A 26,103-nucleotide genomic window follows, 5' to 3' on the forward strand; every position below is an offset into this window, starting at 1 on the left:
ATGAATAGTAAGGTGGTTCTTTTCTTTTAAAGCCAGGGTCTAGTTCATTCTCTGAAACACCTGAACTATTACCAGGGTCAACAACAACAATAGTCTCAGATGGATTATCACTATTGATAGTTCTTGGAGGTGTCTTAGTTTTATCAGAGCCATTATTTGGTTTAGTATCAGTTGTGTTAGAAGGTGATAAATGACCTAATAAGAATTTTTCCAATCCCTTTTTCTTAGTTTTAATTCCTTCGTCAGTAAGAGGACCATTAGCTAAAATTCTTTTTTTAGCTTGTCGTTCTTTTTCCTGATCAGTATGGTGCCAACACTCAGCAGAGTGATCCTGTATACTAATAGCTTTTAAGAATCCTTTAGGCATACGATTAGTATAAATCAAACGTGCTGAGCATCCTATCTCAGGACAATATAATAGCTCTCTAATAGAAATAAAATCAGGGTGTTCCTTAATTTGTTGAGGAGTGAGAAGAACTCCATTATCCTCGTTATCTTTTTTGTATAATGCTTCATTAAAAATCATGTATCTTAACTCCTTTTCTTTTTTTACAGAAAAGCAGACACATAAAATACTGAAAAATTATATGTATAGTATTCAATTATTGACTAATTTGTGATAAAATTTGATTCGATAGAAATTATCAGTTAGTCATGACATGATAATTGTTACTAAACGCCAATTTAGTAATTTATATGCTTGCACAACTGAACTTGAAACTGAGCGCCAACTCAGTTTTTATTTTTAAGCATATTTTTGTAAGATGCACTATCATACGAAAATTCTTTTAAAAAAAATTCAGGTGTTTCTGCGATAAACATATTCTAACATATAAAATAAAGAGTAGTCAATAGATTTTTAAGTAAGATTTAACATCTTACGTTGGTTGCTAGGTAGAAATCCTTAATAATCATATAGTTAATAGCTTTTAGATGAAGAAAATTAATTAATGTTTTCTGTAAAACTACATAGTATTAATACTATGCTTTACAAAGAACTTTGTGTTATAATCAAAATGAAAGGGACGTACTACTAATACGCCCCTAGTATAGAACCGTTTAAGACGGTAGCAGTTTAATAAGTTTAAATAACCGTTAACTCGCCAAAGTTACGACGGTTATTTTTTTTTGTCATTTTTCAGAATCGTAACAATAGTTGATACCAAAGCTAGTGTAAAACTACCAAAGGCAATCATCAATTGTAAGGCTTCCGACGTGGACAAAAGGCTTCTCCTTCCTTAGATTTAATACTTATTTTCATAAGCATCACCTCGATTCAAAGATAGCCACCGTCATAAACTTTTCTACGTTAATATTATAACATAATGACGAAGTTATTTTACTGTTACAAAATGTTTTTTGTTTTCAATAACAAATTGTGCAGCTTTAAATTTTAACTCCTCATTATCGCTATCCAATAACTCTGTAATGACCTTAATAGCTTTTAGTTCAATTTTATTGTGATCCTCGATAGAAGAAGATTGCTCATTAATTATTTCCTCTATTAAGTGAGTGTGTTTAGTTAAATCAGCAACTGTACCGGGATAACGTAAAGATGCTCTTACTTCTTCAGGTAATTTACTTCTTAGTATTGGCTTCTTATCAAATAACCAAGAGACTGATCGTTGGTGTGGAAATCCTGATCCAACTTCATCTTTATCTAACTTTTTTTTATATTGATAATCTGATGTTATTATTCCTAAGTAAACATCTTTTTTGTTATTGGATGGAACAATTACATAGTCATTGATGTTAAATAAAGTAACTAAAGAATAAACATTACCTATTCCTTCTTCCCAACCTAATTTGGATAATTTACTATGAATTTCTTCATAATTTAGATTTTCAAAACTTTCTCCAACGGGATATCCAACAGCTATAAAATTGTTATCAATAAAATTGTCTACTTGGTAAGAACCATGTGGTGACCCTCTAAATAGCCATGTGTTTGTCATGTATATCACTCTTTCTATTTTTATATCTATTTCTTATAGTTCATAATATAGCAAAATAAAAAACACATGTCAACACATGTGGTGAATATATTAGTTTTTGTGAGTTAGGATAAATAATCGTCACCTCCTACCTACCCTCACGGGCTTCACGGTAGGAGCTTTTTTATTATCAAAAACCAAACCTGTTTCGTCTCTATGAGCCGATAAGTCACGGCCTGCAAAAGGCAGTCCTATTGTGACTTAAGTTTCGTCCGCCAGCGTCCGATTAAGCGTACACAAACCTCAATTGCAGGTACCAGTTATAAAGAGGGCATTTGAGGTTTAAGTACGCTTAGAAGCCCTTAAAGTCAAAACCTGGTTAACTTAACTCAGGGAACGTTCAAGGTTTACTGTCCCTCTCTTCCTCCCCCAAGCCCCCTCCATACTCACCCCACTGTCTACCTCGCTCCTTAGCACTCGCTCACATACGACCTAAAGGTAGCATCTATAGCCTTTTTGGGGGAGGGTAAAAAGAGGGACATGACTCATTCAAACATCTTGCAGATGTTTTCTCTCCTCAAAACCTTTCACTTATCCCTCAGTACGCCAAAAGGCACTAACATTTAGCTGAAGCTAAATGAAGTGCCTTGAAATCAAAATAAAATTATAAAATCATAGGAAGTGGCTAAGGGAAAAAAGTTGTTTTATTTATTAGTTAAAAAATATGAATTAATTTCCATTACAACGAAGTTAAGTAATATGTAGATAAAGTTCTATACTAGCGTCAGTTGTTAAATATCATTATAGAGTTAGTAACTCTATATTTTTGTCTTTAAATTTGTTTAATATAGATTTATTATCTGAATCCGTAACTAAGTAGCTGATTTGAGATATAGGACAAGATACATAGTGACTAGATGCCCCTAGCTTTTCTTTTGTTGCAATAGCTATGACATGATCAGAATGGTCGGCCATTTTTAGTTTTGTGAAAGATTCTTGTTGAGAATTTACTGTTGCACCTATATTAAAGTCTAAATTATGAATTCCCATTAAATAATAATCAGCTCTAATATTTTCAATCTCTCTAATGGTACTTTCCCCTAAATAAACTGCAGATCTCTTCGCAAAGTTACCTCCTAAACTAATAGTGACTAATTCTTTTTTTTGAATAGCAGCAATTGCAATATAAGGACTATTAGTAATCATTGTACCTTTAAAGTTTACAGGTAAAGATTCAACAAATTTCAAATTAGTAGTACTACCATCTACAAAAAAAACAGAATGCTCTTCTATAAGAGGAAGTGCTAGTTGAACAAGTTTTATTTTTTCTTCATTTTTAATATTATTTCTATATTCAAAATTTGTAACAGAAGGGCCAATTGTTGTTGCACCACTATGTACTTTCTTTAATAAATCATTTTTCGCTAATTGATTTAAATCTCTACGAATGGTATCTTCTGAAACGTTTAATCTTCTACTTAATTCACTTGAAAACACGCGACCTTCAGAACTTAGAATATCTAATATAATTGATTGTCTTTCTTTCTTTAACATTTTAGCCCACCTTTAAATTTATTAATCTCATTGTCTTTATTATAACATTTCGTTCTAAAAATTGCACAATAAATGCATAAACATGCAAAAAAAATGCTTGTATTTAATTGAGTAAGCGGTTAATATGTATGTATAAAGTTAGAAAGGTGTGAAGCAGAAATGGAAAAATGGTTAGATTTAGAAGGGAAAGTAGTAATTGTCACAGGAGGAAGTATGGGGTTAGGTGAAAAAATGTGCTCCAATCTAAATTCTAATGGTGCCATAGTTATTTCACTAGATGTTGTAGAACCAGAAACAGAAAGTGATATTACTTTTATAAAGTGTGATATTTCAAATAAGAAGCAAGTTGTAGATTGTGTAGAGTCAATTAAAAATAAGTATGGAAAAATTGATGCTTTAGTTAATAATGCAGGAGTTAGTAGACCTAGGATGTTAGTTGACCATAAAGGAGAGCATCCTGAATATGAACTAAGTGAAGAAGATTTTGATTTTATGGTTAATGTTAATCAAAAAGGAGTTTTCCTTTGTTCTCAAGCAGTCGCAAGAGAAATGATTAAACAAAATTTTGGAGTTATCATTAATATGTCATCAGATGCAGGGCTTCAAGGCTCTGAAGGTCAAAGTTGTTATTCAGCTAATAAAGCAGCTGTTCATGCTTTTACTATGTCTTGGGCAAAAGAGTTAGGCCAATTTAATATTAGAGTTGTAGGGGTAGCGCCAAGTATTAATGAAAAAACTCCAATGAATAATGAAGCAAACTTTAAAGCATTAGCATATGCTCGAGGAACTGATCCGTCAAAAGTTCACAGTGATTTTAAAGGAATTATTCCGCTAGGAAGACCAGGTAAGATGACAGAAATTGCCGATTTAATTTCTTATTTAGTTTCAGATAAATCATCATACATTTCAGGAACGACAATTAATATTTCTGGTGCTAAATCAACTCGATAGGAGGAAGTTGTAAATGGAATCAATATCTACTAAAAATAGTTCTTCTTCAAATATTTTATCTAAAATTCGTAAATTTGGTGGACATATGAGTGGTATGGTCATGCCTAATTTAGGAGCTTTTGTTGGTTGGGGTCTTATGGCAGCGCTTTTTATTCCAAATGGTTGGTTTCCTAATGAAAATTTAGCACAAATGGTAGGGCCAATCTTAAACTATCTATTTCCTTTGTTAATTGGTTATACAGCAGGCTACAACATTCATGGTCAACGTGGTGGAGTTATTGGAGCGTTTGCAACAATGGGAGTTATTGTTGGAGCTGATATAACAATGATTAGTGGAGCTATGATAATGGGTCCATTATCTGCTTGGGTATTGAAAAAATTTGATGAGGTAACACAAGATAAAATTAAACCTGGTTTTGAAATGTTTGTTAATAATTTTAGTTTAGGAATTATTGGAGCAATATTTGCAATATTTGCATTTCTTACAGTCGGTCCATCTATTAGAGCATTAATTGCAGTATTAACAACAGGAGTTCAATGGGCAACAGATAATAATTTAATACCAGCATTATCTATTTTTATGGCTCCTGCCCAAGTGTTATTTTTAAATAATGTTGTGAATCATGGTATCTTGGCACCAATTGGTTATGCTCAAGCAGCAGAGTTTGGAAAATCTATAATGTTTTTAGTAGATACTAACAACGGTCCATTACTGGGAACATTATTTTCAGTTTGGTTATTTGGAAAAGGTAAAGCGAAGTCTACAGCTCCAATGGCAATGTTTATTGCTGGTATTGCTGGTATTGGTGAAGTTTACTTTCCATTTGTTTTAGCAAATCCAATATTAGTATTTGCAACAATGGGTGGATTAGCAGTATCTTTATTTCTTCAAGTATTACTGGGTGGTGGATTGATTGGAGTTGCATCGCCAGGTAGTTTAATTAATATAGCATTGATGACACCTAAAGATGCAATATTTGCAAACTTTGTTTCTATTTTGGCAGGATTTATTGTATCAACTTTATTAGGAATGGTGTTATTGAAATTATTCGGTTCAGGTGAAGATAACGATGATTTAGCTAAAGAGTTTAATGTTGGTGGAAGAAAAGTAAAAACTGTAGATAACTTCACAATGAAAGAAAATAGTTCAAAATCTATAAACGAATTAGAGTCATTAGCATCTTCAGTGAAAAAGATTCAAGTTGCTTGTGACTCTGGAATGGGATCAAGTGCAATGGGAGCGACAGTCCTTAGAAAGCGCTTGAAAAAAGAAGGATTTGAGCATATTGAAGTTAAAAACTCCTCAGCTAATAGGATAGATATGGATACTGATATAGTTGTAACTTTAGAATCATTAATAGATAGAGCTAGAATAAGTGGGAAAAATCCTAATACTGCATATATCCCAATCAATAATTTCTTAAAAGATGATGACTATAATGAAGTGGTTAGTTTTGTTGCACACAGGGAACAATCACTAGAAAGTTCTTCTGTTTTATCTAAAGAATTATTGAATGAAGAAAATATCATACTTGGAGCAAAATTTGACAATCAATTAGAAGCTATAAAAGCGTCTGGAAAAATTTTGGTAGAACAGGGATACGTTAAAGAAAAATATATTGATGATATGGTGGAAAGAAATAATAATATTTCAGTATATATTGGCAATCATGTAGCGATACCACATGGCTTAGAAGATTCCCAAAATCAAATTATCAAATCAGGTATTTCTATTATTCAAGTACCTGAAGGGGTTGACTTTGGCGAAGGTAATACAGCTAATGTGATAGTAGGAATAGCAGGAAAAAATGATGACCACTTAGCAATTATTAGTCGTCTTGCAGAATTATTTATAGATGAAAACAATGTTGAGAAAATTAGAAATGCTAAGACCAAACAAGAAATTCTAGGCTTAATTTATCAAAAATAGAAGAGGACGTGCCACAAATGAAAAATGTGATGATTGTAGGAGCAGGAAGACTAGGAAAAGGATTTGTTGGTGAGACATTCCATAATGCCGGATGGAATATTTCTTTTTTGGATAAAGATCCTAAGGTAATAAGTGAATTAAATAAAAATGGAAAGTATCAAGTTAAAGTTCATACTACAGATGATGTTTTTATAAATGAAATTGATAATTTTCAAGCTTTTTTGACAGAATATACTCCAGAATTGACAGAAAATTTTCTTAATACAGATTTACTTATGTGTCCTTTATATCCAGAAGATTTTGAAGAGTCGGCAAAATTTTTGAGTGTTCTTTTTAAAAAGCAGTATGAAGTAAAACCAGAAGATAAAAAAACAATTATTTGTTTAACAAATAAAAACCATATCATTTCTAATATTACTAATTACTTCAAAGATAATTTAGAAAACGATGAACTTAGGGAATGGTTTGATAAAAATGTAGTTATCCGTGACTCTATTGTTAGAAGATCGACAGATGCAAAAAGTAATTATTCGACCGATTTAGTAACTACAGCAGTAGCCTCTTTGATTATACAAGGACCTGTGAATTCGGATTTTTCAGATGTTCAATGGTTAGATGTCCGTGAAAATGTTGAAATGCTTAAAGATATTAAAGTTTTTACAATTAATGGACCTCATGCTGCTACAGCATATATGGGTTATTTAAAAAAATATGATGATATAGTTACTGCTCAAGAAGACTCAGAAGTAGCGAACTTAATCAAAGCAGTCCACGATGCTACCGTTCAAGCAGTCTTGTATGAATATCCAGTTACAAGAGAGGATATTAGAGAGCTGGAATATTTACCAAAAGCTAAAAATGAAATGCCGGATGCTATTTTTAGAGTAGCTTTTGATCCGATTAGAAAAGTAGGACCGCAAGATAGATTTATGGGAGTTATTGCATTGTGTCAAAAATATGATATTAATTTTGATGGAATTGCTAAGGCTTTGGCTTGCGCTTTTCACTATGCAGAACCCAAAGATCCATCTGCAGTTAAATTGAATAAGGAAATAAAAGCAAATGGTTTACAAGAAACCGTAGCTAAATATATTGGACGTTCAGTTGATGATGTGGTTGTTAATAAAATTCTATTAGAAAGTGAAAAACTAAAGCAAGCGGGGGTAATATAAATGCTTGAAGGCATTATATTTGATATGGATGGGGTAATTGTTGACACGGAACCGATGCAACTTGAAAGACAAGTAAGCTTTTTAAATCATTTAAATATAAACATTCCTTATGAAAAGCTTTTAGAGTTTGTAGGAGCGGATAAGAGAATGACATGGAGTATTATTTCTCAATATATTGATTCTAAGGAGTTTCCGACGCATGACTCTTATCAAATTGCATTAAATCAATTTCATAAAAATCATGAAATAAATTATGCCTTACTATTAAACCAAGGAATTATGGATTTGCTGAAATGGCTTAATAATGAAACAACAATTAAAGTTGCTCTGGCATCCTCGGGAAGCAGAAAAAAAATTGATACAGTCTTAGAACAATGTCGAATTTCAGAGTATTTTGATTTTTCAATTAGTGGTGATATGTTTGAAAAATCAAAACCTAACCCTGAAATATACTTAAGAACAGCAGAAAAATTACAAATTATGCCTCAAAATTGTATAGCAATTGAAGACTCTCACTATGGTATTCAAGCAGCGAATAAAGCTGATATGTTTGTCATTGCAAAATTGGAAGAAAGATTCAATTTTTCTCAGGCAGTAGCAGATGTTATTGTAAGAAATATTGATGAAATTCGACCTATTATCGAAAAGTTAATTATTTGAAAGGGTGTGCATCAGTGGTTGATAGTAAAAAAATGGATGGGGTTTTAATATTATTGTTACTGTTTGTACCACCTATTGGTATCTATAAAATGATAAGGGAAAAACGATGGGGGACTTCTATTAGAATATTGGTTATTTTAATATATGTTTTCTTAATAATTGCGACATTTTGGACTAAAAAATAAGAGAGGGTGACAAGATGTCTAGTATTACTTTATCACCATCAATTATGTGTGGTGACCTAGTCAATTTAGAAAAAAGTATTAAAGAAATTGAAAGGGCTGGATTTACAACGCTACACATTGATGTGATTGATGGTGCTTTTAGCCCTAGTATGCCTTTGGGACTAGAAACTATTAAACGTATGAGGGAAGTTACTGATTTAAATTTTGATGTCCATATTATGTCAGTTAACAATGAATTTTTTATCAATGAAGTATTAAGTATTGGAGTTCAGAGTGTTACTTTTCACTGTGAAACAGCCTTACATATTGATCGATATATTCAGTTGGTAAAAAATTCTGGTGCTAATTGTGGTATAGCTTTAAATCCAGCAACAAACTTCAATGATTTAAAATGGATTTTACCTGATTTGGATCTAATATGTTTAATGTTAATTAATCCTGGTTTTGCAAATTTTAAAAATGAGAAAGCGGTTCCATATGGAGTGAAAAAAGTAAAAGAATTAAATTTATTTTTGAAAAATCATAAAGCGGACGTAGCTATTCAGGTAGATGGTAGGGTATCTTTAGATGTAATACCTGAATTAGTAAAAGCTGGAGCAAATAATTTGGTCTTAGGAAGTAAAAGTTTATTTAGAAAAGGCTATTCAATTGAAGAAAATAGAAAGTCTATTGTTGATTCGTTAAACGAAATAGAGGGAATATATTATGAGTTACAATAAAATTAGTGATGACATCTTATCTGAATTAACAAGCGTATTAAATCAAATTGATACAGAGGCCATTGATTTAATGATTTCAGAAATGAACAAAGCAAAAAAAATTTACTTTGTAGGAGTTGGACGTGTTTTTTTATCTCTTCAATCTATGGCAAAAAGGTTAGCTCATCTAGGATATGAAGTATATGTAGTAGGACAAATTACTGAACCAGCACTAACTAGAGAAGATTTATTAATTGTAGGATCTGGAAGTGGTGAGAGTTTGTATCCTTTACTAATTGCTGAAAAAGCAAACGAATTTGGAGCTAAAATTATACATATAGGATCAAACCCTAATAGTTCAATGAAAGAATATAGTCATTTGTTTATTCGAATTCCTGTACAAACAAAATTATCTTTAGAAGACGAAATCAAATCGATACAACCAATGACAAGTCTATTTGAACAAAGCTTACTTCTTTTAGGTGATATCATATGTTTGATGATTATTAACAAAAAAAATATTGTTTTAGCAGAATTATGGCAATTTCATGCAAATTTAGAATAAATTAATATACATCGAGTGATTTAAGAAACTAGATTAAATAAGAATAATAAATAGTATTTCTAACCATTATAGTTACTGATCTTGTGAAAATGGACCGAGACACCTCATCAAAAGAAGCAAACCTTTTTAATTTAGTGAAATCACTCAATTAGAATTTAAAAATATCTAACTACAAGACATAAAAAAGAATCCTAGAAATAAGGATTCTTTTTTATGTCTTTAAATTTTAAAAAGTAACAACCTCAGTTGTCCCAATCTACTTTCATTTCTTCTCATAAAACTTCTGTCCCTAGTTTTACTTATTGTTTACTTCCAAATAAAAAAACACTGTAGCTTTCATATCTTCTTAACAAAAACTAAAGAAAAATAAAATGAAAGCGATTTCTTAACGCTTTTAGTATATTTCTAACGTAACTAAAAAAACTATAGAAAGGAATGGTTACATGGAAAGAGTAGTAGAAAAAAGAGACGGAGAATCATCAGTTGATAATTTGGAAAAAGTATCAATTGGAGGAAAAGTAGGTATCTTGGATGATACAAAGAAAGTTAATTTTCATGGCATTAACAAAGATTTAGACCGTGAAGTAGCCTACGATGTGACAAAATCAATCTTAGGTTTACAGAAAGAACCAGTAAATGAATTAACTCGCTCAGAAACCTATCGAAAATTTAATTAGAAAGAGGTAAAAAAACATGGCAGAAAAAATATTAACAGAAGTATTACAAATGGAGTTTAAAGATTCATACAACAAAATCAGAAAATTAAAAGTAGCTAATCCGCGACCAGACTTAACTGAAGAAGAAATTGAACAGGTTATGAATGATATTTGTGATCACGAATATTTTAACAACTGGTCAGAACCAACACCGTATAAGGCAAAAATTATCAAAACAGAAGTTAACGAAATTGTGACAGTCTCATAAGTTTAAAAGAAAGTCAGGTCATTTTATGCAGAATAAAGCTTTAAAAATAGAATCACTGGCTCAAAGTGTTTACAAGAAGTGTGATGTGTGTGGAAAGGTTAAAGATAATTTCTTTAAGCTCAGTGTCTATGATGCGAAAACTGAAAAATTATTAGTCGGGTCACTTGATTTATGTAAATATTGTGGCGAAAACATGGGAGATATTCTGAATGTTTATACCGAACCAGGTGCAACATTAACAGAATTTAGCTTTGAAAAATGATGGAATTTTTACAGATTTTTGAACAAGACATTTTTGCCATAGCGGTCTCAATTTTTTTACTAGTGCGAGTAGAAAATAAACTAGATGACCTCACTAAGGCAATTACGAAGCTCTCAACAATAATTATCACGAATCAAAAAGACTAATCTTTCCCACCCTTTACATTTAACATACGACAAATTTTTAAATTTGCGCCAAATTTGTCATGAAATTTAAAATTTGGCGCCAAAAATATTTTTATAAAGGAAGTGTTGTATATGATCCAATCGTTTTTAACCCACTTATACCAAGAAGGAAAGGCAAAAAGTACCTTGGATGAGTATCGAAGACGGTTGGAAAAATACAAAACTTATTTAAATACTTTTGGATTAGATATTTACCAGGTAAAAATGAAAGAACTGATTTTAATTAGAGAAGCTATGTTAGTTGATGGTCTTTCAATTAGGCGAATTAATCAAATATTTTCAACAGTACGCGTGTACTATGATTATTTAATTTTACATGAACAACTTGAGTTTAATCCTGTTGTACTTGCCTTACACATGACACCTAAAGTTAACCGGATTGAGCAATTGTCTAAAGAAAATATGGAAAACTTTCGTTCTTATGTCGATTCTTGTCAAATAAACGTGCGCTGTGCTTTTTTACTTATGATGGCAACTGGAGCTCGTGTTGGTGAGATTGCTGCTTTAACTAAATCAGATTTTTTTTACCGTGATAAACAGCTCTATATTTCAATTACTGACGCAAAATGGGGTAGTGATAGAGAAATTCCTGTAGTGGATCCTGATATTGTGACGATTATAGAAGCTTTTTTGGAAGATATTGATATTACCTCTCTTCCAGTTTTTCGTATCTCTAAACGCACTCTACAGCGTCACATGACGAATTTTTCTCAAACAACAGGGATTCCCTGTCATTGTCATTTATTAAGACACACATTTGCAGCAAAATTACTCGAGGAAGGTGTGCCGTTAGAAGCCATTAAAGTTTTCTTAGGACACAAAAATATTAATATGACTGCCTACTATACCCAATCAGCTCGAGTTGACTTAACACAAGTCCAAGGACCTATCTGGCAGATAAAAACATAAATTTAAGGAGGAAATCAATGGTTAAAGTATTAATTGATTATGGCCACGGGGGAAGTGACCCAGGGGCTGTAAAAGGAAATCGTTATGAATCCCATGATGTTTTTCGAATTGGTAAAAAGATAGTTGCTAAATTAAAACAGGCAGGCATTACAGTTGGCGAAACAAGAACCGATGATAGCTTTGTTTCTTTAGAGAGTCGAGCTAATATGAGCAACAGTGGAAACTACGATTTGTTTGTTTCACTTCACCGTAATTCAGCAGCTAACATGTCAGCTACTGGTATGGAGACTTTTGTATGGCGCAAAGTATCTAGTATGGAGCTAAATTTAGCTAATAAAATTCAAAGTAAAGTGGCTAGCATTGGTTTTGTTGACCGCGGTGTTAAGGAAGGTGATTTTTATGTGATTCGTGAGACTTACTGCCCTGCTGTCTTGATTGAAATGGGCTTTATTTTAAATGATGAGGACAATCGTATTTTTGATACGAAACAGGAAGCACTTGTCACAATTATTGTAGATTCTATTTTAGAAGTTCTTCAGGTGACGCCTTGTTCAAAGAATCAATACCACGAAGTTCAAAAAGGACAAACATTATATACTATTTCAAAAACATACCAAACAACGGTGGAACAGCTATTTGCGTGGAATAACCTTGAGAATGCTGATTTAATTTATCCAGGTCAAAAGCTTCGTGTGGGATGAAAAAATAAGAGAAAGACTAATTTAGCTCTTTCTCTTAATAAATTATCTAGGTTTGATTTTCTTTTCATGCATGACAATTTTAACCATACGTTCAACGACCATTTGAATCATTTTTTTGGCTTGTGCATTAAATTGTTCACTTGAAACATAGTCAGTGATTTGTTTCATGATAATTGGACCGATATATTTCATTGCTTTAAGTAAGATACCTACAAAAGGATTAGCCATTTTTTGTCTCCTTTTTTAACTCTTTTAGTATTTTTTTCAATATTTTATTATTCGTGTGTTTTTCTAAGAAATCATAGGCGGACATAGTAAGTTCTTTCTCTGTTATTTCTTCATTAAGTTCAGCTTCTGTTTTTAAGGAATAATAAAGGGCTGTTGGTTTAATATCCATTTCATCATTAAATTTAGCTAATTTAGCATCGACTTCTTTTTGAACTGTTAAATCAAATTCGCTTGTATTGAGTTCTTTAGGAATGTCTTGCTTATAAGTTTCTATTTCGTAATCAATATTTTTTCTCACTTGTTCAATACTCTTTTTTTTAAATGCATCAACATCATTTATAACGTCTTGTAGTGTTTCATCAGTCATAATGCTATCACCTCTTATTTTTATTATTTCATTATAGGCTATGTTATTTCTACGATTTCTATTTTGTTTTTAATGAATAACTATAAGTAGATTGAAATTTGAATTGCTTAGAATGCTTCTCTGACAATGTGCTTTAGCGTTTTATAGTACGTTTATCTAATGATTTACGAATTAAACGAAATTCATTTAGTTCTTCATCGGACATTAATTCTGTATAAGAATCAATTAGATTTTCAACAACTTCATCAACATTTTTAGTATCCATAATTGTAATTAGGGCTTGTAAGCTATTTTTGGTGTCTTGAAAACAACTAATTGAAGTTCTCTTCCCTCTTCCTGTTTTTACTTCAGGAATAACTGGAGCTTTTTTTTCTTCAGTATCTGTTACAGAATAAATATTTTGTCTTGTATAAGTTTGAGTAGGTTGAGCAGGTGTACTTGGTTTTAATAGATTTGATTTCTTTTTATTCATTACCCCTCAATCCTTTCAATTAGTTCGTCTGTTACGTCACTATATAGTGCATGAACATTTTTGTCATGAACATCAAAGCGCTCACTGGCTTTAGGGTCAACTATACCGGTCATGTCATAACGCTTTAAGCGCTCCATGTTTTTAATGACTGTCTTAAACATGTTTTCTTCACCAAATGATTCAGTGGCATTTTTAAGAACCGACTGGTCTACAATCGCATTGTTTTTTTGTAGCACTGGTAAGATTCCTAGAATATCAAAGTCAGTTTCATAAGTTTCCATTAGTTCTTGTAAATATTTAATAAAAGCTTCAGCACCAATAAACGATCTTTCTTGTGTCTGTAGGACAATCACAATGTAATCCGAAGCAAGAACAGCTGAGTCTGTAAAAGTTGAAAGTGTTGGTGGTACATCAAATAGAATATAATCAAATTCATTTTCAAATTGTGCAATAATTTCAGCAAAATAAGTAGAACGTTTCTTTAAGTCATTTGGGAATTTTTTTTCTAAGAATAAAGGATATGAAGTTAAATCGGCAAAACTAGGTAGTAAGAATAGATTCTCTCTAATCGGAGTAATAATACTTGCTACATCATTTTCAGCGATGGCAGACATCAATGTTTTATTGAAAGTCATAACTTCTCCTGTTTGATTCTGACGAGTTAAAGAATAAAGTGCCGTTGCATTTGCCTGAGGGTCCAAATCGACTAGTAAGGTTTTAAAACCTTTAGCAGCTAGATGGTATCCCATCATTGTACTATTAGTTGTCTTACCAGTACCACCTTTAAAGTTTGAATATGTAATCTTATAAGCCATATCTAACCCACCTCATGTTTTCTATAAATTTATAAATAGTATACCATGTCTAAAAAGCTTTAAACAGAGATAAACACAAACTTCTATAGATTTATAGATTTATAAGTTTATAGATTTATAAGTTTATAGATTTATAGATTTATAAGTTTATAGATTTATAAATAAAATTTCATAGTGGTTTAATCTATGTTAATAAAGGATTTATAGATTTATAAGTTTATAGATTTATAGATTTATAAGTTTATAGATTTATAAGTTTATAGATTTATGAAGTTATAGATTTATAGATTTATAGAGCTTATGAAAATCTATTTAAAAATCCTTGAAGAATTGTTATTCTCAGATTAAGTTCATAAAAGAAGTCTATAAAAAAGTTGGTTTTGATTAATCAACTAAATATAGATATCTAAGAGGATATTTAATAAGAAGCTAGTTAATACATTTATAAAGCGTCTTTCAGACGGTCAGGGTAAACCCTAACAACCCGAAAGGCTAATTAAAACTAAATAAAAAAAGAGCTCCCAGACGGCAATCTGGAAACCCCTAGAACATTTCGACATGTTTCTTATGGTCTGATTATATCATGCAAAACAGATGTAATCAAAAGGAGACTCTTTTAAAGCTGTAGAGGACAAACTGCAGGCATTAAGTTGCGATGAAAGGGACAGGTGTAGCGAGCCACTTCAGTTAACTTCGCTTAGGGACAACAAGTATGAGTAATCCTATCCTCTGCTGTCCTGAATGGTGGTTGCGACCGATTTAACGGCAAGGGTGGTAATACGGTGTCTTTTGACACAGTAACTCATAGCAAAGCTCTTAGGGCGTATTTTAAGAGGGCTGTGAGTGTATGATCAACATACCAACTGATAGGATATGTGATAGTGGCTCCAGTCGACTCTTCGACGGTAAACCTAAAGCAAGTTGTACTCTAATCGACAATGAATAGCTCACTTTTTTTATTGTCTGACTAGGGTACAACTCTGCTCAACACCAGAACAACAACTTCTCTGGTAACAAATCAGAAACAAATATACAAGTTTTTTAATTAAAAATGTTTAAAAATTTATGTATTAATTGTGAGGGAAGTTGCGATAGCAACATTTCTGACCGAGAGTTTTCCTTAGAAAACGGCTGGTTTAGGAACCAGGTAGCTGAAAGCTACAGCCGAGGCTTTAGACTCGTTATGTATTGTAGTGAAATAGCGTTAGATTGGAAGTGGCGGTTGGGAGCATGGGGAAAGAGTACTACAATTATCTGAGTTGTCAATTTAATGTTTCTTATTTTATCTTTTTAGTTATATGTGTTTTAAAATTATATAAGTAATTAATTCACAATGAATTAAAAAGGAGATTTTTGTATGAAATTAATTAAAATAAGTGTTAAAAATTATAAAATATTTGAAAATTTATTTGAATTTGAGTTAATAAAAAATAAAGTTGTGAATGTTGGTTCTAATTTAGATAAATCAACTATTTATAGAAAATCAAATGAAGAAGCAGATATTGAGATAAAAAATGATATTATAGATAATTTTTTATCAATGTTTAATATAGATTCTAATAACGAGGTAACAAATAAAAATATAGTCCGTGTATATGAAGAAGAAGACTTAAATTTGGCATTTGATGAACTTATTAAAGCAGCAGAAAAAATTGAAAATGAAAAAAAGATGTTGCTAGAGGAAATCTACAATATAGAGTTAAAACCACCCCATAAAGCAAAGGTAAAAAAAATAAATAGCCAAAAATATGATACTATATTGAATGATATTAATGAGCTAAACGATATTTTAGCTCATTATAGTTAAATAGGAGTGCCAACAACTATATAGTTATTGGCACTTTTTGTTATTCTTGATATAATCGCTTTAATAGAGTGTCATAAACTTATGTCATTTAATGAAGGGGAAATTGTATGTCAAAAACAATCTATGGATATGCTAGAGTAAGTACTTCAAATCAATCTTTAGCAAGTCAAAAAGAAGCGTTAATGAATCATGGAGTTGAAAAAATAAATTTGTTTGCGGAAAAATTTACAGGAACGCAAACGAACCGCCCAGCATTTAGTTTGTTACTGGAAACAGTTCAAGCCGGTGATACAGTTATTGTGACAAAGCTTGATCGATTCGCTAGGAATACGAAAGAAGCTTTAAGTGTAATTGATGTACTGTTTGAAAAAGGTGTTTCTATTCATGTGTTGAACTTGGGAGTCATTGAAAATAATCCAGTTGGGAAAATGATGTATACTTTACTTTTAAGTGTGGCTGAAATGGAGCGAGAAATGATTGTAGAGCGTTCTTTAGAAGGAAAAGAATATGCCAAAAAACATAAGTCAGACTACAAGGAAGGACGACCGAAAGCTGTCATAACAAAAGCTAAGAGACATGCTTATGAGTTGCTTGAGGAATATAGCTATAAAGAGGTTGCTGAGAGGACTGGATTTTCTATATCAACGTTGCATAGGATAAGGAGACAAGTTGAAAATAAATAATCGGCTTGAAGATATATAAATGACTTATCGTTAAAAAATAAAAAGAGAGCAATATAACCTAAGTAACAGTTAAGATGTTATTTAAGATTATATTGCTCTCTTTTTATTTAAGTGAGTTTAATTCATTATAAAGTTTATATATTGGAATAATTTGTTTTAAGACTTCTTTTTCATTGGCTGTTAGTTCTCTGTCATCATGATATGGTTTTTGATTATTTTAATATTTGTAGGGCTTTTATTTATTTATATGTTCACAGGATACATCATGAATCCATTTTTACCATTCCGATTATTTTTTATTTATGCTCTGTTTTGTGGATCAGAAAATTGCCAGGGAATTGGGTGGCTAGTAGCGATTATTTTTACGATTGTCATGTTAACTGCGGGTAGTATATCAACGGCAGAAGAACAGGAAATCATGAAACGATAAAAAGAAAATGAGAAGTATGCAAAGGAAAAAGAGAAAATAAAATACGCTGCTAAATTATATTCTTTTAAAGATCACGATGGAAATGAGATTATTCGAGAAGAAAGAGGACTGAATGACTCAGAAGAGAAAGATGAGCATCCATTAAAGGAGGGGAACTTTCAAATTGAATTAGTCTCTGAAGAAAATCACCTGGTAGGAGTAAAATCATACCGAACTTATTATAATATTGAGTACGAAGATGCTTACCCTGAAGAAGAAAAAATAATTGAAAGTAGTGAAGTAAAACAAGAAGTCACTAGACCATCAGTTAAACCTGAGATAGAATTAGAAGATAACGTAGAAGACTGGGAACATATATTAGATTATTGGGAAATAGAGGAAGCGATGGAGCAGGATAAATTTTATGAATAGAAACGGTAGTGATTGATATGGGAGATAGTATTATTTATGTTGGCTCAAAAAATATGAGTCGTAAAGATAGATATTATAAAAAAGATAATTGGGGTATGTACGCTAGAAATGAAGGTATATATGCTGAAAATGAAAAGGAATATAAAAAAACAGTAGAAAGACGATTTTATACGGAATTAATCACAAATGGAAAAGTAAAAAAATTCTATGGTCCAGAAAAGCGAAAATTAGCTATAACTAACCTATTTAATAAATATGGTAATCTATTTATGAATAAAGAAACTATGTCTAGCATTTTAAGAGCGTATCAAAGTTGTGTTACAAAGAAAATGCCTATTGAGGAAAGGCAAAAACAAATACAGATACAACTAAAAGGTAGATTGGATAATTATGGTATCAAAAAATCAATTCAAAAAAAATTATATGAATATGATCCTCTTTTTCCTAATCCAACAAATAATAAAAAGAAGTCGGTATCTAAAAATAATAAACAAGATGATTTTTATAACACATTGTGTGAGCTATCAAGACGAACTATACCGACTTCTAAGCAATCAAAAGAAGCTGATGAATTGATTGAGGCGTTTGAAAATAAAATATCAACAAAGAAAACAGTAATAGCAGTATTTAATTCCTACTATCTTTGCTGTCTTGGGTCTACGAGCCAAAAAGATAAAAACAAACGAATAAAAAATAATTTAGAAAATTATTTAATTAGAAATAAAGTAGATGCAAGGATTAGAAAAAGAATATTAGCTGTTGAAGAAATTAAATAGTCATATATTCTTATCAAATAAAAAAGAAATTCTGAATTTTTATAGCAATAGTACGAAATAGAAGTGAAAAAACAGGTGAAACAAGCTAAAATAGCATAAGATTTCGAATTATTAGTCATTTTTTGCGAAAAATCGAAAAAAATGATATAATTAATCTGCAGATGAAGTACATTTATAGCACAAAGCCCCTGAAGAAGTCGGATTCTTCAGGGGCTTATTTTGTGGGCTAATGTCGCCTTAAGATTGTTTTACTTCTTGTTTCGATTATTTAGCCAATAATCAAATAGAGCTAATAGCAAGCCTACAAGAAGGGGGCAGATAAAATACTCGTACATCTATAGCACCTCCTTCCAGTCGCAAGACTGTCGGAAAAGGCGACACCCCATTATACCAAAAAATATGTTGGATTAATTGTTAACTTCTACGACGTAAAGGTAAAATAACTTCGTTAAGTACTTTTGGATAAATATCTTGTTTTAGGAATATTTTGTACTTAATTTTACTTAAAGGGTTTTCTGTAGAGTTTTTATAACCTTGATAATCTTGAGAGTTAGCCAGTTCTGTTTCACCTATTTGTTTTTCTCTAGACTCTCTATAGTTTTCTAAAAAAAAGCGTAATTCTTTATAACCAACATGCCATTCATCTGCTAAACGCTTGATCTCATTATTAATTGTCTCTTCAATCATTCGATTTAAGATATTTAAAATGGAGTCATTTTTAAATTGTGCTGGATCCATTTGGACTTCTAGCCAAAGTTGCCCCATAATTGTTCCTAATTGACTATTTTTAATAGAAAGCTCTTCAATGTATTTATCAATTTCTCTCTTGTCATCATCGCTAATAATAGAGACTTCCTCATTGTCATCTGGAACAAAAGCTTGAATGAGAGCAATGATATATTCATAATTGATTTCTTCAGTTCTAATTGATTCTAGTTCATATTGGATATCAATAGGATCATCTTCTTCACCGGTGTCATCAATTCTCAATTCTTCAATGATATTGATATATTTTCCGTGAAACTCTTCTATTTCGTTTTCACTAATATTAAATTTTTCCGGAAGTATCTCAGGCTCATATTCTGTATAAACTTGTAGTGAAGCAAACCATTTATCTAATTCTTGGTACGCTTTTGCAAATTTCTTTTTCTCAGCTCTAGTTTTTAGTAAATCAACATCATCAGGGCAAGAAGTAATTTCACGTATATTATGAACTCTTAAATAAAATTGTTTTTGAGTTTCTTCCCATGACGGGGCTAAAACTGAAGATTCACCACCATTTGAGTATAAAATTAGAGCACTTTGAACAGCTCGTTTGTAAAGTTCTGGTGTTCGAAATGTTACAATTTGACCATATCGCTTGGGCTTATCAAATAAACGATTTGTTCGACTAAATGACTGAATAATATCATAAGATTGTTGCGGCGGACGATCAATAAATAGGGTTGAAAGACATGGAGCATCGAATCCAGTCAACATTCTATTTTGAACAATAACGATATCTAATTGGTTCTTTCTTAGTTGATATCGTTCTTTTTTACGTGCCATACGTTCAGAAATATCTCGATTGTAAGCTTTAATAGTTTCTAATTTAAATTTAGTACCAAATGTCTCGTTATAATCAGCAATAGATTCTTTCATTTTATCTTGATTTAGAGAACTAACCTCTTCATTTTCGGTAACAGAATAGGTCACTGCTACTTTAGGGAAATCAGGTAAAACACGTTTTGTTTTTTCATCAATTTCGAACAATTCGCCATTTTTAGCTTGTTTGATTAACTCATAGTAACGTTGAGCTTGCTTAATGCTAGATGCTGTTAGAATAGCATTATAGGTGTATCCACTACCATTATTAAAGCCAAGTTTTTCTCTAGACTCGTTAAAAATTGACTTTAAAACTTCAATCATATGCTCATCAGTTTCATACACGCTTTTAGGAACTAATATTTCTTTTTGATATTCTTCTAGGTCATGTAAATTTTTAGTACTTTTTTTGTTAGTTAACGTATCACTTACAATTTTATCTAGTGTTTCATTAGATATAGTTGTTTTGTATTCAACCTGAAAACCTAAAACAGCTTTATCATCAATAGCTTCTTTAACAGTGTATTCATGGAGTTGTCGTCCGTATTGTTTTTTAGTTGTAGTTGCTAAATCACCAACCTGTTTTCGATTATTTTCATCAAAAATAGGTGTACCAGTAAATCCATACCACATAGAATTTCTAAAGAAATTAGTAATCACTCGTTGAGTTTTAGCTGAAACAGCTCGATGGCATTCATCAACAACAAAAGCGATTCGAAGTTGTTTGATTCGTTCTATTTTCTTTTGATTTCGATCATTTTCTTGCCAACGATCAAAACGTTTTAACATAGTTGTTAATTTTTGTCGTGTAGTCACAATCATTTTGCGATCGGTTGAATAAAGATTGTCAATTAAATCACTGGTATCACTAGTACTATCAACATCAATAATGTCATGCTCAGAATAACTAGTAAAAGCATCTGATGTTTGATCATCTAAGTCTGTTCGGTCAATGACAAAGATAGTTTTATCAATAGACGGTATTTGTAGTAAGTTACGACTAACTTTGTAAGATGTTAGAGTTTTACCAGAACCAGTTGTGTGCCAGATATAACCTGACTCTTTATTCTTACTAGCGTCTTTAACAGCTTCAATAGCATGGATTTGATAAGGACGTAATAAAATGACAGCTTTTTTCTCGCTGTCTAAAACAGAATATTGTAATGTCATTCGATGAGCCATTGGAATAGATAACACGTCTTCTGTAAAATCTAAATATTTGGTCACAGGTTGATTGTCATCATCTACCCACTTAGTTAAAAATTGAGGGTTCATTTTATGACTTGCTGCAATATATCTAGTATCACTACCATTTGTAATAACAAACATTTGTAGAGTCGAAAAAATCCCCATATATTTTCCTTCTTTAGCATATTTATTTGCTTGGTGGAAGGCATCCATGTATGAGTGTTGTCTATTTTTTAACTCAATTTGAACTAGCGGGAGCCCGTTAATGAGTAATGTTATATCGAATCGTCTAGAACGATCGAATTCATCCGTTTTATCTCGCTCGACTTGATTAATCACTTCATAAACAGAATCTAAAATAGCGTTACGATCAATAACCTTCAAAGCTACTTTTCCTAATGTAGCATCTTCTCTTTGTAGAATAATTTTTGCTACACCGTTCTCACCAGCAAGCCATTTACCCGCATCATAAAAAGTATTGAAGTTAAGGAAATTCTTTATTTGTTCAAATTCAAGGTCAGTGATTTTATGACCATCTAAGACAGCTAAATTCTTCTCTGTTAAGATGGATTTAAAATTCTCCCAAAGCTTATCTTCAGTATTTAAATCGTCTCGATACGTCCACTGAGAATACTTACTTGAGGGATTCCCATTAACCAACTGATCGATTAGATCTTTTTCTAATTTTAACTCTTCTTCAAATCTCATTTACTCCCCGCTCTCTTTTTGTAGATAGTCACGTATGCATGATTCATACGTGACTTCAAGCTTATTTAAATAAACATTTGCTGCAAGTACCCTTTTTTCATTTCTTTTAACTTCTCAAGTTGTTGCTCTTGAAGAGTGATAGTGTCATCTAGTTGTTTGAAGAAGTTACCGATTTTAGTTTGTTCTTTGAAAGAAGGGATAAACATCTTATAATCATGAACATCATTCCTATTTAATGTTGGGACACCACTTCCAGTTCCAAATCTAGAAAGATTTATTTTTTGATAGACAACAAAAATAAATAAAGGATCATTATCAAAAAAATTTGTTACCCATAGTGATGTGTTATGAGGCCAAAAATTTTCATAGACCATGTGTACGTTACCTATAGAACCGGATCTGCCAGTAACTATTCCAGGTCCTTTCACCTTATATTCAGAATTAAAAGCTCCAACGCCGTTAGAAAATATAACTGGATAAGGTCCGTCTTTTATATTACTTTTAGTTAAGTCAAATCCTCTTTGTAAAGGAGCTATATCTTTCATTTTATTCTGTCTCCAATTATTAGTAAATCCTCCAAATCTTAGACTTGGAACTTTTTCATTTTCTTTCGGAAACATTAGTTGAAATAATCCTTTTTTTTGTTCTTTTAGTAATATTAATTCCTTTTGTTGGTTAGAAATTAATTTATCTAATTGATTAAAAAAATTTGAAATTTGTTCTTGTTCTTTTATACTATCAGGAACATTTATTTTAAAATTTTGAAAAGTTTTTTCGTGGATACGTTTAGAACCAGTTCCAGAAGCTTCGACTTCTTTTGATTTCCAGTAAGACTGCCTTGAAATATAGTGGAATAAAAACATTGGATTTATATGTTCAATGTCAAAGGAGGGCACATCCCCTGATGTAGATTTTCCATCTAATTCAGAAGGTATGATTGCCATAGATCCGTTGAAAAAATTTTGTTTTCCATAGATAAGTTGTCCAGCATATCTTCTATAATATTTTGTTGAACCAAGAGATAAAGTTTCTCTGTTAGAACCTGAGTAAACACCACCAAGATTTAATTTAACAGTCATCAACTCAGAGCTATTAGTGATATTAGTAACTTCTTTATTAGGAATATTAAGGTAGGTACCTAATTTTTCTTTTTTTAATTTACTATCAAATCCTTTAAATCTAAGTGCGGGTTTATTTACATCAGTCATTTAAATAGCCCCTTTCTTATTGCCATAAGCTTTTTAGATTTGATAGTGTTTTGTCTAGTTGTTGTTGAACATCAGAATTGTTTGCAACTAATTCATCTAAAGAGGCTAGTAGTTCTTTCTTATTTTCAGCAATCGAATACTCTAATGTGACAATATCATCTGATAAAAGTCCTAAGTCAATGGGTTCTTCTTCTTCAAATGTATCCACATATCTTGGAATGTTTAAGTTAAAATCATTTTCTTTAATTTCATCGAAACTTGCTACATAAGAAAATTTATCTACATCTTCCCTTGATTTATAGGCTTCAACAATTTTTTCAATATGTGTATCATCTATAAAGTTTTGTGCCTTAGCTTTTCTATACTCTTTAGATGCATCAATAAAGAGTACATCACGTTTTTCTCTTCCTTTTTTCTTAAGAATGATGATTGTAGTAGGTATAGAAGTATTGTAAAAAATACCACCAGGTAGGCCAATTATTGTATCGATAGCTCCGTCTTCTAATAATTGTTGTCTGATTTTACCTTCAGCATTGCCTCTAAATAAAACGCCATGTGGTAAAACAATGGCCATCGTTCCTGTATCTTTTAAATGATAAAAACCATGCAATAAGAATGAAAAATCAGCTTTTGATTTAGGAGCTAAAACACCGTACATACCAAAACGTGGGTCTGTTAGAAAACCTTTGTCAGCGCTCCAATTTGCTGAATAAGGTGGATTCATAACAACTGCATCAAAATTAGTAGGTTCAGTGTCTGGCCAGTCTGCGTCTAAGGTATCTCCATTATTTAAAAATTGATTTTCTAATGGAACACCGTGAAGAATCATATTCATACGTGCCAAGTTATAAGTTGATGTTGTTAACTCTTGTCCGAAATAAGTAATCGTATTTGGATTATTAGAATAATTTCTAGCGTTTAACATCAATGAACCAGATCCCATTGTTGGGTCGTAGATAGATAGTCCAGATTGATCTTTTCGTCCATCAAAGACAATTTGAGTCATAATTTTAGAAACAGATTGAGGCGAATAAAATTCACCTGCTTTTTTACCAGAATCACTAGCAAATTCACCAATTAGATATTCATAAGCATTTCCTAGTGGATCACCTTCATAGTCGATAGTGTTAACAGCTGATAACTCCTGAATAACGCTACTAATCATCTGATTTCGTTTGGCAGGTGTATTTCCAAGTTTTGTTGAGTAAACATCAAAGTCTTCAAATAATCCTTGTAATCGTTCATCAGAGCGCTCAATTTCTTTAAAGGCAGCATCTAAATCTTCTAGTTGGAAACTGTTTTCTTGTAAACCATGAATACGTTGTAAAATACTTGTATAAGTTAGATTAGGCTCTAAGATGTAACTTAATTCGTCTTTCAAAACATCTACTAGGTCTTGCTTCAAAGTATCATCATTATAGTTTTTTACATATAGTGCTTGAGCTTTATTTAAATCATGAGTTGGTTCTTCTAGTAATTCAGAGGCTTTGATTAATAGTTTATCTGATAAGAATTTATAGAAAACCAATCCTAATAAATAATTTTTATAGTCTTCTGCTGGCATTGTCGCACGCATAATATCCGCTGAGTTCCATAATACTTGTTCTAGTTCTTTTGTTTGATCTATCATATTTATTTTCCTTCTTTCGATGAATTGTTTGAGTTAACATATTTATTTAGTGTTTCTAGGTTTAGAGATAATAATTTATTTGCTTGTTCTATTGTTTGAGTATGCATGTTAACTGCATTAATATAAATATCTCCAATGGTTTTCTCTTCGTTTAGAGGTAGTCTTTTGACAGAACATTGTCCTAATCCATTGTTAGAGAGCCTTTTAATAACACTACCAGTGCTGTAAATTAATTTCTCTTTTTGAAAATTTCTATCTTCATTTATTAAATACAAGATATAAAATGAAGGAATATCTTTTTTCAAAATGATTTTAGAAAATTGTTGTGGGAAATGCTTTTTACTACTATTTAAACCAGCTACTGCAGCTTTTCCTGTCTGTAGATTAATTATGATATCTCCTGGTGTAATAGTGCTTGAATCCTTTGAACTGGAACTATTACCTTGTTGTTTATAAGGGTGCAATAGATCATATTCAAAGTCTTGAATACTATACTCTTCAACAGTATCTGTTAATCGATTATTATTTTTACCTGAGATAAATTCAGCTAATTCGTTTAGTTTGATAATAGAGTTATTTTTCATACTTTTTTATTTCCTTTCTAATCTATTGATGTATGTTGTGTAAACATACTTTTCGATTTGTAAAATAATAATCGCAATATAAAATTGCGACTATCATTTTAGAACGATTATTGACCATGACTATGATTAATGTATGCCGTTGCATCTGTTATAGAATGAAAGAATCTCTTTTCAATGTAAAAGGAAAGATTTCTTATATCATGAACGTATAGCTTTATTGCGCTAGGCTTAATTACATTACTTTGACACAGAACTGCTAAATAAACAGTCTGTTGTTTTGAGAATGTGACAATGTCTTTTAAAAAAGTTATTGTTTGGTCTCTGTTAATACCAGAAAAGAAATCTTCAGTTAAGATGAATGTAACAGCCGTATCGTTATAACTAGCCGTTAAATAAACAGAATAATCATTAACCATAATATCTTTAATTTCGGCAAAAGTTTTGATGTTTTTGTTTGAATGTTTGGAACTAAGTTCGTTTATAGCATATGAATAGTAAGGTGGTTCTTTTCTTTTAAAGCCAGGGTCTAGTTCATTCTCTGAAACACCTGAACTATTACCAGGGTCAACAACAACAATAGTC

At 31.4% G+C, this 26,103-nt stretch carries 30 protein-coding genes; 16 read left to right on the forward strand and 14 right to left on the reverse strand.

Annotation, left to right across the window (positions count from 1 at the left end; translation table 11 throughout):
- From DFR54_RS12580 to DFR54_RS12595, 4 genes are all read right to left on the reverse strand, one after another.
- The coding region (locus DFR54_RS12580) for a hypothetical protein (RefSeq protein WP_147269198.1) at positions 1 to 526 on the reverse strand (526 nt) is incomplete at its 3' end.
- Between the two features lie 592 nt (positions 527 to 1,118).
- A complete protein-coding gene (locus DFR54_RS12585; protein WP_211315061.1) occupies positions 1,119 to 1,223 on the reverse strand; it encodes a putative holin-like toxin in 105 nt (34 codons plus the stop codon).
- Positions 1,224 to 1,334: 111 nt separating this feature from the next.
- A complete protein-coding gene (locus tag DFR54_RS12590) occupies positions 1,335 to 1,955 on the reverse strand; it encodes a hypothetical protein (RefSeq protein ID WP_114290510.1) in 621 nt (206 codons plus the stop codon).
- A 780-nt stretch (positions 1,956 to 2,735) separates the two neighbouring features.
- On the reverse strand, positions 2,736 to 3,488 hold the full coding sequence (locus tag DFR54_RS12595) for a DeoR/GlpR family DNA-binding transcription regulator (protein WP_114290511.1): 753 nt from the start codon (positions 3,486 to 3,488) through the stop codon (positions 2,736 to 2,738).
- Positions 3,489 to 3,647: 159 nt separating this feature from the next.
- Here DFR54_RS12595 and DFR54_RS12600 point away from each other — a divergent pair, with 159 nt between their 5' ends.
- The 12 genes from DFR54_RS12600 (at position 3,648) to DFR54_RS12655 (ending at position 12,630) form a co-directional block, all read left to right on the forward strand.
- Positions 3,648 to 4,439 (forward strand): sorbitol-6-phosphate dehydrogenase subunit, encoded by a 792-nt coding sequence (locus tag DFR54_RS12600; protein ID WP_114290512.1) that lies wholly within the window; start codon positions 3,648 to 3,650, stop codon positions 4,437 to 4,439.
- 13 nt (positions 4,440 to 4,452) lie between these two features.
- A complete protein-coding gene (locus DFR54_RS12605) occupies positions 4,453 to 6,369 on the forward strand; it encodes a PTS mannitol transporter subunit IICBA (protein WP_114290513.1) in 1,917 nt (638 codons plus the stop codon).
- A 17-nt stretch (positions 6,370 to 6,386) separates the two neighbouring features.
- Positions 6,387 to 7,541 (forward strand): mannitol dehydrogenase family protein, encoded by a 1,155-nt coding sequence (locus DFR54_RS12610; protein WP_114290514.1) that lies wholly within the window; start codon positions 6,387 to 6,389, stop codon positions 7,539 to 7,541.
- Positions 7,542 to 8,201 (forward strand): HAD family hydrolase, encoded by a 660-nt coding sequence (locus tag DFR54_RS12615; protein ID WP_114290515.1) that lies wholly within the window; start codon positions 7,542 to 7,544, stop codon positions 8,199 to 8,201. It begins immediately after the preceding gene.
- A gap of 199 nt (positions 8,202 to 8,400) precedes the next feature.
- On the forward strand, positions 8,401 to 9,105 hold the full coding sequence (locus DFR54_RS12620; RefSeq protein ID WP_114290516.1) for a ribulose-phosphate 3-epimerase: 705 nt from the start codon (positions 8,401 to 8,403) through the stop codon (positions 9,103 to 9,105).
- Positions 9,092 to 9,649: a 6-phospho-3-hexuloisomerase gene (gene hxlB, locus DFR54_RS12625; protein WP_114290517.1), complete on the forward strand. Its 558-nt coding sequence runs from the start codon at positions 9,092 to 9,094 to the stop codon at positions 9,647 to 9,649. The genes DFR54_RS12620 and hxlB overlap by 14 nt, the downstream gene beginning before the upstream one ends.
- 443 nt (positions 9,650 to 10,092) lie before the next feature.
- Positions 10,093 to 10,326 (forward strand): DUF1659 domain-containing protein, encoded by a 234-nt coding sequence (locus DFR54_RS12630; protein WP_114290518.1) that lies wholly within the window; start codon positions 10,093 to 10,095, stop codon positions 10,324 to 10,326.
- 16 nt (positions 10,327 to 10,342) lie between these two features.
- Positions 10,343 to 10,573: a DUF2922 domain-containing protein gene (locus DFR54_RS12635; protein ID WP_114290519.1), complete on the forward strand. Its 231-nt coding sequence runs from the start codon at positions 10,343 to 10,345 to the stop codon at positions 10,571 to 10,573.
- 25 nt (positions 10,574 to 10,598) lie between these two features.
- Entirely contained in the window at positions 10,599 to 10,835 is a 237-nt protein-coding gene (locus DFR54_RS12640) for a hypothetical protein (protein ID WP_114290520.1), read from the forward strand.
- Positions 10,835 to 10,981, forward strand: coding sequence for a YvrJ family protein (locus DFR54_RS12645; protein ID WP_211315063.1), 147 nt, complete (start codon positions 10,835 to 10,837; stop codon positions 10,979 to 10,981). The genes DFR54_RS12640 and DFR54_RS12645 overlap by 1 nt, the downstream gene beginning before the upstream one ends.
- Positions 10,982 to 11,092: 111 nt before the next feature.
- Entirely contained in the window at positions 11,093 to 11,929 is an 837-nt protein-coding gene (locus tag DFR54_RS12650; protein WP_114290522.1) for a tyrosine-type recombinase/integrase, read from the forward strand.
- A gap of 17 nt (positions 11,930 to 11,946) precedes the next feature.
- Positions 11,947 to 12,630 carry an N-acetylmuramoyl-L-alanine amidase family protein gene (locus DFR54_RS12655; RefSeq protein WP_114290523.1) on the forward strand — a complete coding sequence of 228 codons (684 nt, stop codon included), beginning with the start codon at positions 11,947 to 11,949 and terminating at the stop codon, positions 12,628 to 12,630.
- 42 nt (positions 12,631 to 12,672) lie between these two features.
- Here the strand turns inward: DFR54_RS12655 and DFR54_RS12660 are convergent, their stop codons facing one another.
- The 4 genes from DFR54_RS12660 to DFR54_RS12675 form a co-directional block, all read right to left on the reverse strand.
- A complete protein-coding gene (locus tag DFR54_RS12660) occupies positions 12,673 to 12,858 on the reverse strand; it encodes a hypothetical protein (RefSeq protein ID WP_114290524.1) in 186 nt (61 codons plus the stop codon).
- Positions 12,851 to 13,225, reverse strand: coding sequence for a hypothetical protein (locus tag DFR54_RS12665; protein WP_114290525.1), 375 nt, complete (start codon positions 13,223 to 13,225; stop codon positions 12,851 to 12,853). The genes DFR54_RS12660 and DFR54_RS12665 overlap by 8 nt, the downstream gene beginning before the upstream one ends.
- Positions 13,226 to 13,358: 133 nt before the next feature.
- Positions 13,359 to 13,697 carry a DUF5388 domain-containing protein gene (locus tag DFR54_RS12670; protein WP_106509683.1) on the reverse strand — a complete coding sequence of 113 codons (339 nt, stop codon included), beginning with the start codon at positions 13,695 to 13,697 and terminating at the stop codon, positions 13,359 to 13,361.
- Positions 13,697 to 14,512, reverse strand: coding sequence for a ParA family protein (locus DFR54_RS12675; protein WP_106509682.1), 816 nt, complete (start codon positions 14,510 to 14,512; stop codon positions 13,697 to 13,699). Before DFR54_RS12675 ends, DFR54_RS12670 begins: the two co-directional genes overlap by 1 nt.
- A gap of 1,357 nt (positions 14,513 to 15,869) precedes the next feature.
- Here DFR54_RS12675 and DFR54_RS12680 point away from each other — a divergent pair.
- From DFR54_RS12680 to DFR54_RS12690, 4 genes are all read left to right on the forward strand, one after another.
- The gene (locus tag DFR54_RS12680) at positions 15,870 to 16,319 is read left to right on the forward strand and encodes a hypothetical protein (protein WP_114290526.1); all 450 of its coding nucleotides are present in this window, start codon (positions 15,870 to 15,872) and stop codon (positions 16,317 to 16,319) included.
- A gap of 107 nt (positions 16,320 to 16,426) precedes the next feature.
- A complete protein-coding gene (locus DFR54_RS12685; protein ID WP_114290527.1) occupies positions 16,427 to 17,002 on the forward strand; it encodes a recombinase family protein in 576 nt (191 codons plus the stop codon).
- 196 nt (positions 17,003 to 17,198) lie between these two features.
- Complete coding sequence (locus DFR54_RS13120) at positions 17,199 to 17,432, forward strand: hypothetical protein (RefSeq protein WP_126809116.1); 234 nt, start codon at positions 17,199 to 17,201, stop codon at positions 17,430 to 17,432.
- Positions 17,433 to 17,860: 428 nt separating this feature from the next.
- Positions 17,861 to 18,619, forward strand: coding sequence for a hypothetical protein (locus DFR54_RS12690; protein WP_114290528.1), 759 nt, complete (start codon positions 17,861 to 17,863; stop codon positions 18,617 to 18,619).
- Between the two features lie 248 nt (positions 18,620 to 18,867).
- Here DFR54_RS12690 and DFR54_RS12695 read toward each other — a convergent pair whose 3' ends face one another.
- From DFR54_RS12695 to DFR54_RS13260, 6 genes are all read right to left on the reverse strand, one after another.
- Positions 18,868 to 18,954, reverse strand: coding sequence for a type I toxin-antitoxin system Fst family toxin (locus tag DFR54_RS12695; RefSeq protein WP_114290529.1), 87 nt, complete (start codon positions 18,952 to 18,954; stop codon positions 18,868 to 18,870).
- Between the two features lie 79 nt (positions 18,955 to 19,033).
- On the reverse strand, positions 19,034 to 22,099 hold the full coding sequence (locus DFR54_RS12700; protein WP_114290530.1) for a type I restriction endonuclease subunit R: 3,066 nt from the start codon (positions 22,097 to 22,099) through the stop codon (positions 19,034 to 19,036).
- 65 nt (positions 22,100 to 22,164) lie between these two features.
- Complete coding sequence (locus DFR54_RS12705; RefSeq protein WP_114290531.1) at positions 22,165 to 23,307, reverse strand: restriction endonuclease subunit S; 1,143 nt, start codon at positions 23,305 to 23,307, stop codon at positions 22,165 to 22,167.
- 16 nt (positions 23,308 to 23,323) lie between these two features.
- The gene (locus DFR54_RS12710) at positions 23,324 to 24,943 is read right to left on the reverse strand and encodes a type I restriction-modification system subunit M (RefSeq protein WP_428843313.1); all 1,620 of its coding nucleotides are present in this window, start codon (positions 24,941 to 24,943) and stop codon (positions 23,324 to 23,326) included.
- Positions 24,940 to 25,521, reverse strand: a complete 582-nt coding sequence (locus DFR54_RS12715) for a restriction endonuclease subunit S domain-containing protein (protein WP_114290533.1) — start codon at positions 25,519 to 25,521, stop codon at positions 24,940 to 24,942. The genes DFR54_RS12710 and DFR54_RS12715 overlap by 4 nt, the downstream gene beginning before the upstream one ends.
- 107 nt (positions 25,522 to 25,628) lie before the next feature.
- The coding region (locus DFR54_RS13260) for a hypothetical protein (protein WP_170126967.1) at positions 25,629 to 26,103 on the reverse strand (475 nt) is incomplete at its 5' end.

It is taken from the genome of Vagococcus fluvialis (assembly GCF_003337315.1).
Classification (GTDB): domain Bacteria; phylum Bacillota; class Bacilli; order Lactobacillales; family Vagococcaceae; genus Vagococcus; species Vagococcus fluvialis.

Bases quoted from the DNA above. Each gene is read 5' to 3' on its own strand.
- DFR54_RS12590 (WP_114290510.1), bottom strand. From the start codon at position 1,955: ATGACAAACACATGGCTATTTAGAGGGTCACCACATGGTTCTTACCAA.
- DFR54_RS12595 (WP_114290511.1), bottom strand. From the start codon at position 3,488: ATGTTAAAGAAAGAAAGACAATCAATTATATTAGATATTCTAAGTTCT.
- DFR54_RS12600 (WP_114290512.1), top strand. From the start codon at position 3,648: ATGGAAAAATGGTTAGATTTAGAAGGGAAAGTAGTAATTGTCACAGGA.
- DFR54_RS12605 (WP_114290513.1), top strand. From the start codon at position 4,453: ATGGAATCAATATCTACTAAAAATAGTTCTTCTTCAAATATTTTATCT.
- DFR54_RS12610 (WP_114290514.1), top strand. From the start codon at position 6,387: ATGAAAAATGTGATGATTGTAGGAGCAGGAAGACTAGGAAAAGGATTT.
- DFR54_RS12615 (WP_114290515.1), top strand. From the start codon at position 7,542: ATGCTTGAAGGCATTATATTTGATATGGATGGGGTAATTGTTGACACG.
- DFR54_RS12620 (WP_114290516.1), top strand. From the start codon at position 8,401: ATGTCTAGTATTACTTTATCACCATCAATTATGTGTGGTGACCTAGTC.
- hxlB (WP_114290517.1), top strand. From the start codon at position 9,092: ATGAGTTACAATAAAATTAGTGATGACATCTTATCTGAATTAACAAGC.
- DFR54_RS12630 (WP_114290518.1), top strand. From the start codon at position 10,093: ATGGAAAGAGTAGTAGAAAAAAGAGACGGAGAATCATCAGTTGATAAT.
- DFR54_RS12635 (WP_114290519.1), top strand. From the start codon at position 10,343: ATGGCAGAAAAAATATTAACAGAAGTATTACAAATGGAGTTTAAAGAT.
- DFR54_RS12640 (WP_114290520.1), top strand. From the start codon at position 10,599: ATGCAGAATAAAGCTTTAAAAATAGAATCACTGGCTCAAAGTGTTTAC.
- DFR54_RS12645 (WP_211315063.1), top strand. From the start codon at position 10,835: ATGGAATTTTTACAGATTTTTGAACAAGACATTTTTGCCATAGCGGTC.
- DFR54_RS12650 (WP_114290522.1), top strand. From the start codon at position 11,093: ATGATCCAATCGTTTTTAACCCACTTATACCAAGAAGGAAAGGCAAAA.
- DFR54_RS12655 (WP_114290523.1), top strand. From the start codon at position 11,947: ATGGTTAAAGTATTAATTGATTATGGCCACGGGGGAAGTGACCCAGGG.
- DFR54_RS12660 (WP_114290524.1), bottom strand. From the start codon at position 12,858: ATGGCTAATCCTTTTGTAGGTATCTTACTTAAAGCAATGAAATATATC.
- DFR54_RS12665 (WP_114290525.1), bottom strand. From the start codon at position 13,225: ATGACTGATGAAACACTACAAGACGTTATAAATGATGTTGATGCATTT.
- DFR54_RS12670 (WP_106509683.1), bottom strand. From the start codon at position 13,697: ATGAATAAAAAGAAATCAAATCTATTAAAACCAAGTACACCTGCTCAA.
- DFR54_RS12675 (WP_106509682.1), bottom strand. From the start codon at position 14,512: ATGGCTTATAAGATTACATATTCAAACTTTAAAGGTGGTACTGGTAAG.
- DFR54_RS12680 (WP_114290526.1), top strand. From the start codon at position 15,870: ATGAAATTAATTAAAATAAGTGTTAAAAATTATAAAATATTTGAAAAT.
- DFR54_RS12685 (WP_114290527.1), top strand. From the start codon at position 16,427: ATGTCAAAAACAATCTATGGATATGCTAGAGTAAGTACTTCAAATCAA.
- DFR54_RS13120 (WP_126809116.1), top strand. From the start codon at position 17,199: ATGATATGGTTTTTGATTATTTTAATATTTGTAGGGCTTTTATTTATT.
- DFR54_RS12690 (WP_114290528.1), top strand. From the start codon at position 17,861: ATGGGAGATAGTATTATTTATGTTGGCTCAAAAAATATGAGTCGTAAA.
- DFR54_RS12695 (WP_114290529.1), bottom strand. From the start codon at position 18,954: ATGTACGAGTATTTTATCTGCCCCCTTCTTGTAGGCTTGCTATTAGCT.
- DFR54_RS12700 (WP_114290530.1), bottom strand. From the start codon at position 22,099: ATGAGATTTGAAGAAGAGTTAAAATTAGAAAAAGATCTAATCGATCAG.
- DFR54_RS12705 (WP_114290531.1), bottom strand. From the start codon at position 23,307: ATGACTGATGTAAATAAACCCGCACTTAGATTTAAAGGATTTGATAGT.
- DFR54_RS12715 (WP_114290533.1), bottom strand. From the start codon at position 25,521: ATGAAAAATAACTCTATTATCAAACTAAACGAATTAGCTGAATTTATC.